This is a genomic window from uncultured Capnocytophaga sp., from assembly GCF_938029845.1.
Classification (GTDB): Bacteria; Bacteroidota; Bacteroidia; order Flavobacteriales; family Flavobacteriaceae; genus Capnocytophaga.
The window spans coordinates 1-9672 of the sequence record NZ_CALHGG010000046.1; the positions used below are offsets into that span (position 1 = coordinate 1).

Consider the following 9672-nt stretch of genomic DNA (forward strand, 5'->3'; position numbering starts at 1 on the left):
AACTTAATCAAGAAACTATCCTTTAAGTATTCCCATTCTGTTTCACTTACTTCTATCTCTTTATTTTTATTTAGGTAAATATCTATAGTTCTTTTGAAACCTCCTTTTAGTGAGATTTCTTTTTTAGTACCTTTTTGTACATCTAATCCTTTAATAGTATGTTTAAAATGGCTTTTAGCAAAGGTTTTCACATCAGCAATAGTAACAATTCTACCTCGTGAAAGCAATGCATTACGATATTCTAAAATTTTATCAGAAGTAGTAAGTCCGCGCCTACCCCCTAAGGAAGGCCTTACTGTAATGGCCCTACTAATAGCTGTTTTGTTTTCACTATCACAATCCAACAACACACCTGTTTTTATATCATTTCCTTCTTCTGCAGCTGTATGCCAATAGGAAATGGTAAAATTCATATCCATCTCTCTATTATTTGAAGAGAATATTAAATAAGGATTTGTATTTAAAGACAGATTTTTTTCTTTTATATTTTGGTAGATAGAAGCTAAGTTTTGTCCTATTTGTTTGAGTTCTTCTTCTATAGCATATTCATTCCCAATAGCTGAAAAGGCAGCTGTTTCCTCCCTGATAAGGCTTAAGAGATGTTGCAGGTGCTCTAAAGCATTCCTTTCATCAAAGCGCGCTACTCCTCCTCTCCTTAACACAATAGAAATATTATCATCTGATAAGTAATTTTTTACATCATATCTTTTTTTGTGATTATCTGCTATATAATCTATATCTAAAAAGGAATCCTCTCCCATAAGAGGGTAAAGTGTAAGTTGTCCTTTGATACGCTTGTAATCTTCGGTATGTCGTATATTAATAGCAGGTACACAGTTTAGATTAATACGTACATTTTCTAATACTTTAGGGGAGATGACTTCATAGAATTTGAATTGCAACCATATAATATCTTTCTCTGTCATAAAGTTATGATTGAAAAAATAGTTTTCTAATAAAGTAGTTGCTACTGATTTTTCTTCTCCTTGGGGAGGGTAAAGTATTCCTTTTAGTGTAAAGAAGTTCCCTTGATAGAATTGGTTTACCTCATTATATATAGCATCTATACCTGTATAATTCTTAGCGATGATATTCTCATACTCAACACTATTAATAGGTACATTATATCCCTCTACTAATTCATATTCTTTACCCTCTGAAAAGACTTTTACTTGTTGAAGGTAATAGGTGAAAAACTCTTTTTGCTCTTTGTTATTTACATCTATGTAAAAACACAAATCTTCTAATTTTTCCACCCCTAAAGCCTGCAGTCCTATCCAAAATTCGCCTGAAGGGATATTCCTCTCTGAGCGTGCTATCTCTTCCTGATAGAAAAAACTTTCTTGTTGTAGTGCTTTATTGCCATACAGCAAATATTTCACCTGTGCTGTGGTAAGTTTCATTTCTAAGGTAGGGCTGAAATAGATATCTTTCGTATTTACCTGAGTTGGGTCGTATATATTTTGAGTTTTTTTGATAGCTTTGAAGTGATTATAACGAGAGAGCTGGATGTTATTTTCTACAGGAGTGAGTTGTAACAATGTCTGTGAAGGTACCACTCCTACTATTTGATTAGGGAAAATAATTTCGAGGATTCGATCTGTAATTCTTGCACGGGAATTTTCTTGTTCAAAACGCAATTTCTCAAGCTCTGAGGCACAAGCTGAAAGTAGGAGCTCTAAGACAGGATCAAAAGAACTTTCAGACTCTAACTCACTATAGCCCCACATTCGTGAAGCTCTTTTTATCATTCTATTTTTTATCTGTTCCTGATTCATTTCTATTTATTTGATTTTAAAATAGTTGCTTTAATCATTAATAGGACAAGGGGCTTACAAAAAAGGAAAAATCATACACATAGGGGCGATTGGTTTCTAAAACAATGGCTCTTACTGAAACTAAAACCTTTTTCTTTATCCGCTTTTTGTTGATCTCTCCTAAGTTTTGTTCAGAGATTCTCACATCTATCTCTTGTAAAAAGATTCGTTTTTCATGTTGTGTAATACTGTTCTTCAAACTTTTGGCAACAAAGACTTTTAGTTCATTATCACTCTTGAGCAGATCGAAATCCGAGTCCCACAGTTCACAACCATAGGTCTCATCAAATTTACATTCCCCAAAAGTAGTGGTCATTAGGGTATAGATAGATTGAGAGATAGAATCTTCTAAAGCTATTTTTGCAAGGTCTTGTTTTTTTATCAAGCCTTCAAAATCAATGGGGAGTTTGTAATATATTCCTTTCATAAAGTTTGTTGTGAGTATTTGATTATTCTACTTTGTATTGTTTAAGTTCCGATAATATATTTTATACCCTTTGATCTCAAAACGATGTTTTTGTTTTTTAAAGGATTCTATAGCTTCTTTGCGTTGGGCATCAAGAGTAGCTTGCCCGTTGCAGGCAATGGTAATAAAGGCTACTATGAGGATAATGAATACTTTTTTCATTTTAGACTATATTGTTTTACATCAAAAAATTGTAATATTCCACTGCTTTTAGTCCTTTTGCTTCTTTAGTATCAGGGTCTCTGACAAACTCAAAACCTATAAAGATATTATCATAGGACTTATCGGCACCCCAGTGGGGGATAATTTCTTTGATTTGCTCTTCTGTAAGTTTGAAAACGAGTGTAGGAGAGCCCATTAGAACTCCATAGTTTTCTCTATAAATGGGTTGTAGCGCTTCTTTTAATTCTTGTGGGGTAGTATCCTTGTCAATAGGTATTCCCTCTACCAACATATACCCATCTATCACAGGCATTTGTTTTAAGGCAACTCCTTTTTCTCCTGCAATATCAGGGGTAAAATACTTATTCCCCTCGAAAAAAGGACGAAAATAGATGAAAAGATCACTTATAGTGCCTATAAATCTTCCTTTTTCATCTACAGCTTCTCCTGTTGGACTCTTTGCCCATAAAGGAATATTGTTATAAACTAATCTAATACCTTCCTTGTAAGAAGGTTTTCCAAAAACTTTTAAAAAATTATCAATTGTATCTAACTTTAGTAATTGATCGTTATAATATATTTTATACCCTTTGATCTCAAAACGATGTTTTTGTTTTTTAAAGGATTCTATAGCTTCTTTGCGTTGGGCATCAAGAGTAGCTTGCCCGTTGCAGGCAATGGTAATAAAGGCTACTATGAGGATAATGAATACTTTTTTCATTTTAGGCATTTCTTTTTTCTGGTTCTACTAAAAAGGAGTGATTATTGCGTCTCCTATTTACGCGATTGATATAATACTCGGCATTCTGGGCGATGTATTTTTCTTCATTTTTTAAAATAGTTTTATAGCTTTCTAAAGCATCAACATAAGCATATTGCTCGTCGTTAGTGGCTTTCCAATAGGCTATCATTTTTTTGGTAAAATCTGACCTCTGTTTTTTTTCTTGATAATCAGCCTCTATTTTACTTTGGGCAAAAGACTTTTGTTGTCCTTGCAGAGTCGGTGAAAAATTATGTGAATGTGTATGTGGTTTTAAGTGTTCTAAAAGTTTATCAATATAGGATTGTATCTCTTCACATTGGCGTCTGATATTTTGTTTTAGTATTTTTAGCTCAATAGAATTAAATGGCTTCTTTTTAAGTTGCGGTAAATAATCATAAAGTTGTTTTTTACCATGTTCTATTTTTCGCTTTAGCTCTTCTATTTCTCGTTCTCCTTCTTTCTCTACATTTCGAACAAAAACATTTACTTCCTCTATAAACTGTTCGATGGCCCTACAAAGCTCCTTCAATTGCTCCTGTAAATCAATTTCTTTGGCTTGTTCTAAGAGCTCTTGAAACTGTTTTATTTTCTTTTTTACTTCTTTTGCCAAGTGCACAGTGTTATGGAATAGGTATTCATGTTCGTGCAATTTTATAAGATGGAGAGGGGTAGCTGTGAGCCATTCCTGAGCAATAGCATCCGCCCAATTGGTTTGGCAAGGATGTTGCATAAAACTTACTGCTTTATCAACTAGCATTTCTGCAATATCTTTAGTTTCATATATTTTCCCTTTTATATCTTTATTTTCAGCAGAGGCTAAAGCGCTAAATATATCTCCCATTTGACCTATACAATAACGGGCTAAGGTACCTGCTAAGGAGTGTAGGGGATGAGAGGGATCGTCTTTGGCAAGCTGGCTATGAGTGGGGTTGGTGCCTAATTTTTCAATATGAGAATTTTGGCAAGCCACAATAAACTCAGCATTGAGGTTTATAGCTTTCCTTATTTTTTCATTGATAAAATTTTTGAAGTGATTTTTTACCATTGTGTTTACTGTTTCTACAAATTCCACACTAGGTTTAAAAGGCTTGGTAACGGGGTCTGTAAGGGATTTTATATATTCACGCGCTTTCTTTTTTACTTCATACATAAATTTATTAACCTTATTACGCCCTTTTATAAAAAGAACAAATAACTCTAACAATTCCCTATATGTGCTTTCTGCTTTTGGTGAAATTGCTCCGTTTTTAGATTGCGTCTCAATCAGACTATCAGTAACATAAAGCTCTACCAATTCATTGATAGACATAAATTGTGCTTCCTCTTCTGCCTTTTTTTCATCTGCATCTTCCTTTTCCCTTTGTTTACTAGAACTGTCATAATCAGTTTTTTTTTCTTCATAAGATTCACTTTCAGAGAGCAAGTGTATCATAGAGTGCAAGGCATCATCAACCCCAAAAAACCCTGTAACAATAGGAATAGATTTAGCAATATTATAAGGGTTGCTAAAGTTTTGTTTTTCGACTAAATGGCAAGTTAGTCCTCTGTATGAACGTATTTGAGCCTCTCTTTCAGGAATACATCTTTTCAAAGATTTATCAACAAACGTATAAAGAGTTGCTTCTATACTTGTACCAGATAGAAAACTGATAGAGGTGGTAATTTCTATATTTTTCTTTATAGGTTTTTCAGAAGGAATAAGTGTTATTTTTTTTATAGAAGAGTTGGAGTCTTTTAATTCCTTTGTCTTTTTAGAAGATTTTGTTTTTTTCCTTTTTGCAATAACTTCTACGTCTTCTAATTCTTTCGTACTATTGCTAGCAAAATACAATTCTAAACGTCCTTTGTTTCTAGGTTTGTACAAGAAATAAACCCCTTCGGCTTCAAAACTTGGAAGAAATATACATATACCTTTTTCATTCAGATGTTTGTGGAGTTCCATAACATCATGAAAATAAGTGTTTTTTTCTAAATAAGCCTCTTCCTTTCTATGGAATACCTGTGGAGGTATACTGTTTTTTACTTCAAAATGACCTTCGTTGTTGTAGTTTTGGAGCTCAGGATCGGCATAATCTGTCCAAGAATAAACTGTTATCCCCAATTTGATAAGTAATACTTCACAGAAATTACTATGAGCAAAATAGTCCTCTAAGATATGAAGTGCAGCACCTATATCAGTAAGTCCTAACAAACGTTGTTTGGTGGGTAAGTTTTTATTTTTGAATTTAGCAACTCCTGTTCTGAAGAAGTTTTTCATTGTAGCTACAGCAGTGGGGAGTCCTTGAAAATACCTGCCCTTCTCGTCCTTTGTTTTTATAACAGCCTCTTGTATTTTATTATCAGTATCCCTTTCTATTCCATTATCCTCATTACGAATATAGCGTTTCATACCATAAAAATCAGTAAGAGAGGGACGTGCCTCAATAGGGCAATAGTATAGGTCCTCTGAAATTTCATCAAAAGTAGCTGTACCAATAGGGTTATCAATATGCTCTTCGGAGCGCGACACTCCTAAAAGAGACGGAGTAATAAAATCAAAATATTTTACGAAATTTACATATTGTTGAGGAACATCCTCTATCCCTAAGCCATACTTTTCTTTCAGTTCTTTTTCCAATTTTTGGACATTGTTATCATTCTTTGCTACAACTTCCTTATTTAAAATAGTTTCGAATCCTTTTGTATAGCCTCCCCCAGTAGTATCAGAGTCCATTTCATCCATAAAGAGTTTGGCAGCCACTATCTCAATAATTTTCGTCCAATTTGTACGAGATAATAAGACAGGAGATAGAAACTCAGGTTTATTTTTAAGGATATCAGGGTGAGAGGCTTTGAGACAATCAATATGTTCTTGCTTAAGGGCATTGATAGTAGGAGTTATTACTTGGCTCATATCGCGCAAATAATTACCTAAATAAATCCAACAAATAGCATATTTGTTTAGAATCTTTTCTTCTTCTAAGACTTTAATAAAATCGAAATGACCAAATCTACCATTTGCACTATCTTTTTTATTGGCAGTGAAATACTCTCTCTTATCATCCTTTACATCTTTTTCGATCCTATCCTTTATATCATTGTAATCTTGAATGATATCAGTAAAATCAATAGACAAAGGAGTAGCTACGCCATCAATTTCTATGGTTGCAAAATCAATTTTAGGGTCTGTTATCCAATAATTAGTGAGGTAATAAGAAAATACAGCCCCTTCATCTTTTTCAGCATCACCTCCTACCTTTGAACAATGATTTCGTAAATAATGGTCAATATAATGCCCATACTCTTCTAACAAACCTAACAAGAGAAGTTGTTTGGCATTTTCTTGTTCTACTCTATTGCCTTCAACAGCTTGTATCACACAAGATCTCCTTATTTCTATGCTTTCAGTTTCAGAGTTAAAAGCAGCATATTTATTGCCTTTACAATGCTCTTCAACTACAACAATGGGAGGCATTAAGAGTTTTTTGTCTCGTAACTGAAGGTATAAATCTCGGTAGGCTACCCATTCTATATCCTTTTCAAAAAAAGAAGTGAGTAACAAAGTAAAAGGACCTTCGGCAAATTCCTGAGATATTTTATGTAGTTCCTCATAAGGATAAGTACTTTTCAGAACTATTTTTCTTGGTTCTTTTTCTATAGGTTTTTGGGGTTCCTTAGTATCTCTTTCCACTTTGCCTATGGAGGCCGTTGTCTTACCTGTGGACATGAGTGTAGCACCAGAGGAAGTTTTGGCTCCTACAAAGGTGAGTGGTTGCCCATTGAGCAATACCCCTGAGACAAACTCAATAGGTTGATCGGTAGGACTCCCTTTATAAGTAATTTTACTTCCTCTGGTAGCAATAGGCATACCATTGAGTTTGGCACCTGTTTGTTGGGTGAGTATCACACTTCCTTCTGAAGTTATATCTGTGAGTAGGGCAATCGTTTGAGACATAATTTAAGGCAATTCAAGTTTGTTAATAGCTCCACTTATTTCTGTATATTCACTTTTCATTAATAACTTCTTTCCACTTTTTATTTCTGTTTCTTTAGAAGCATTAATCAATAATGTTTTAGCTTTTATTTCTATATAATTTTCAGCTGTATTAGAGATATTTTCAGAATGATTGACAATATCTTCTTTTGCTAAATTAGAAAGACTACCTTCTTGGGCAGAAAGGCTTATATTGTTTTTAGCCGTAGTAGCCACATTGTTACCTGCTTGCATTTTGATATCTCCGCCCGCCTTAATGATGATATTCTCAGGTGCAGAAATCTCTATGTTCTTACCTTGTGTATCAAATCTTAAGGTATTACCATTCTTATCTGAGAGTAAAATGCTTTCGTCTTCAGTGAAGATAAGTCGGTGACCACTTCTTGTTTGTATGGCTTTGATATCATTATTTTGGTTGTAGAAAGGGCTGTATTCTTTACCGTTGTAATTAGCACCAATTACAAACGGGCGTTCAGCATTCTGATCTTCAAAATCAACCAATACTTCCTCGCCTATTTCGGGGATAAAGTAAAAGCCTTTGTCTGCTCCTGCGTGGGGTTGTACCACACGTATCCAAGGGGTTTGGGCTTGGTATTTCTCTTGCCAAATAAATTGTACACGCACACGCCCTAATCCCTTAGGGTCGTTATTGTCCATTACTCTGGCTATTTGCTGTTCAGCTCTCGGAAGAGCTTCCTCATCGTAATAGTAAGCAATATATACATCAGGAATAGCAATGAACTCATTGTAATACTCATCTCCTGATTGATAGTGTTTGATATCTATCACTCGGTAGGTTTCCATTGGTTTGCCATTGATGTCTTTGAGTTTTACAAAGCCTCCTATACGCACCTTTGGATTACGGCTTCGCCCTCTGACTTGCATCAGCTGTTCTCGGCTTTCTTTCTCTCTTCGTACTACATCTTTTAAATAATCTCCTCTAAACTGTTCTGGTATGGCTACATAAGGCATTTCAGGTACTTTGGTAAAGACTTTGTTTGAGGCTTTGATAGCCGCAAACTGAAAAGGATTCACTTTGTCTTGCAAGCGTACCTCTTGGGTCTTTTTTTGTTCTGTACCTGCTTTTTCGGCATCATAGGATAAATAGGTGAAGTTTTGAGGCTTGATCATTAGTTCAAACTCTACATCCATCATATCATCTCCTTCAAAAAGCTCTACTGTGTTCTGTGCTTCATTACTGAAAATAAGCTGGGTGCCATTGTAGTAAAAGAATTCTCCATAACGACGAGCTAACCTACTGATAAAACGATAATCAGATTCTTTGTATTGTACTGCATAAGGAATTTTATACTTGGTATTAATCATTCCTTCGGTATTTACCTTGGCTTCTTGTGGGTATTCAGTGGTGGCTTCGGCGATGATTTCGGGGAGGGTTTTGTTTTCATACGACTGACAGTCTTTGCCATTTTCTAAAATGATACTTGGTGCATAGCCTGAGATATAGAGCCTGCCGTGTCCGCCTCCTTCGTCTTTGCGGTTGCGGATATTGGCTATAATCCCTTTGAATGACTGTACAATACTTCCGTGATGATGGAAATGAATAGTAATGTTCTCTCCTAAAAGATCTTTGGAGTTTTTCATCACTTGTCCTGTAAAGTCATCAATAGCTGTGTCATTGACCACAATGGTAAACTCATCGTGGGCATTGGTGTGCTGTGAAAGTTGTAAAGAAAAAGTGGCAGTGTCTAAAAATCCTTTACCATTGAGAGAAAGGGTAATCATCACTACTGAATTTTCCTTATCTTTCAAAAAATCTTGAAAGTTCTTTACTGAAGCAAATTTAGCAAAGGTTTCTGGATTATTCGTGCGACCTGGAACTGAAGTATTATCGTTATTCATAGGATTCTTTTTTACTAATGAAATTTAAAAATACAGATCTAAATACCCATTTTCCATTGTTTGTTATGGGTGATGCCGTTAATTGTTATCTGTTGTGCCGATAAAATGAGCTCAATTTGCAAAGGTTCTGTACTATTGGCATTAAAGTCTTCTGTAAAACTTATACAGAAAGCCTTCTTAAAAGAAAGTTCCTGCAATTTACTCATTGCATCTCTACGATAGTAAATAATCTTACCATCTTTGGTCTCACTAACACTATTCATCCATTTGAACAAGTCAGGTTCTCCTGTACTTTCCAAACGAATAAAAATCTCGCCACCTCTTGGCATCCCTTTTGGAAGTCCTGTTTGATCTACATTTTGTGTGAAATTATACCTACAAGCCAATACATTATAGGTTTTTCCATCTAATTCTAATTTGACTTTGAAAGACATATCTATATTATTTTAGAAATTACTTTTATTTTCGTCTGTTTTAAGCAGAAAAGGGTAGCACCCTAAAGCGCTACCCTTTTTCCATAAGTTCTACACCCACTCATTTTCGTAGGCACCTGTACCCATTTCTAATTTCCTTGCAGAAATGGTAAAGGATTCTGTGAGGGGTTTTTCTCCTGAGGCATCAAAATGCTCTC

General features: G+C 34.8%; 8 protein-coding genes. All 8 read right to left on the bottom strand.

Annotation, left to right across the window (positions count from 1 at the left end):
* On the bottom strand, positions 1-1751 hold a 1751-nt coding region (locus Q0625_RS03410), incomplete at its 3' end, for a type VI secretion system baseplate subunit TssF (RefSeq protein ID WP_298823491.1).
* A 64-nt stretch (positions 1752-1815) separates the two neighbouring features.
* Positions 1816-2244, bottom strand: coding sequence for a GPW/gp25 family protein (locus Q0625_RS03415; protein WP_298823492.1), 429 nt, complete (start codon positions 2242-2244; stop codon positions 1816-1818).
* Positions 2245-2271: 27 nt separating this feature from the next.
* Positions 2272-2445, bottom strand: coding sequence for a hypothetical protein (locus tag Q0625_RS03420; RefSeq protein ID WP_298823493.1), 174 nt, complete (start codon positions 2443-2445; stop codon positions 2272-2274).
* Between the two features lie 16 nt (positions 2446-2461).
* On the bottom strand, positions 2462-3166 hold the full coding sequence (locus tag Q0625_RS03425) for a hypothetical protein (protein WP_298823494.1): 705 nt from the start codon (positions 3164-3166) through the stop codon (positions 2462-2464).
* Position 3167: 1 nt separating this feature from the next.
* Positions 3168-7142, bottom strand: a complete 3975-nt coding sequence (locus tag Q0625_RS03430) for an HET-C-related protein (RefSeq protein WP_298823495.1) — start codon at positions 7140-7142, stop codon at positions 3168-3170.
* A gap of 3 nt (positions 7143-7145) precedes the next feature.
* On the bottom strand, positions 7146-9041 hold the full coding sequence (vgrG, locus tag Q0625_RS03435) for a type VI secretion system tip protein VgrG (protein ID WP_298823496.1): 1896 nt from the start codon (positions 9039-9041) through the stop codon (positions 7146-7148).
* Between the two features lie 38 nt (positions 9042-9079).
* Entirely contained in the window at positions 9080-9475 is a 396-nt protein-coding gene (gene tssD / locus Q0625_RS03440; protein ID WP_298823497.1) for a type VI secretion system tube protein TssD, read from the bottom strand.
* Between the two features lie 90 nt (positions 9476-9565).
* Positions 9566-9672: type VI secretion system tube protein TssD (gene tssD / locus Q0625_RS03445; RefSeq protein WP_298823498.1), on the bottom strand; the 107-nt coding region annotated here is incomplete at its 5' end.

What these genes read in the sequence shown, in the direction of transcription:
- Q0625_RS03415 (WP_298823492.1), bottom strand. Translation starts at nt 2,244, where the DNA reads ATGAAAGGAATATATTACAAACTCCCCATTGATTTTGAAGGCTTGATA.
- Q0625_RS03420 (WP_298823493.1), bottom strand. Translation starts at nt 2,445, where the DNA reads ATGAAAAAAGTATTCATTATCCTCATAGTAGCCTTTATTACCATTGCC.
- Q0625_RS03425 (WP_298823494.1), bottom strand. Translation starts at nt 3,166, where the DNA reads ATGAAAAAAGTATTCATTATCCTCATAGTAGCCTTTATTACCATTGCC.
- Q0625_RS03430 (WP_298823495.1), bottom strand. Translation starts at nt 7,142, where the DNA reads ATGTCTCAAACGATTGCCCTACTCACAGATATAACTTCAGAAGGAAGT.
- vgrG (WP_298823496.1), bottom strand. Translation starts at nt 9,041, where the DNA reads ATGAATAACGATAATACTTCAGTTCCAGGTCGCACGAATAATCCAGAA.
- tssD (WP_298823497.1), bottom strand. Translation starts at nt 9,475, where the DNA reads ATGTCTTTCAAAGTCAAATTAGAATTAGATGGAAAAACCTATAATGTA.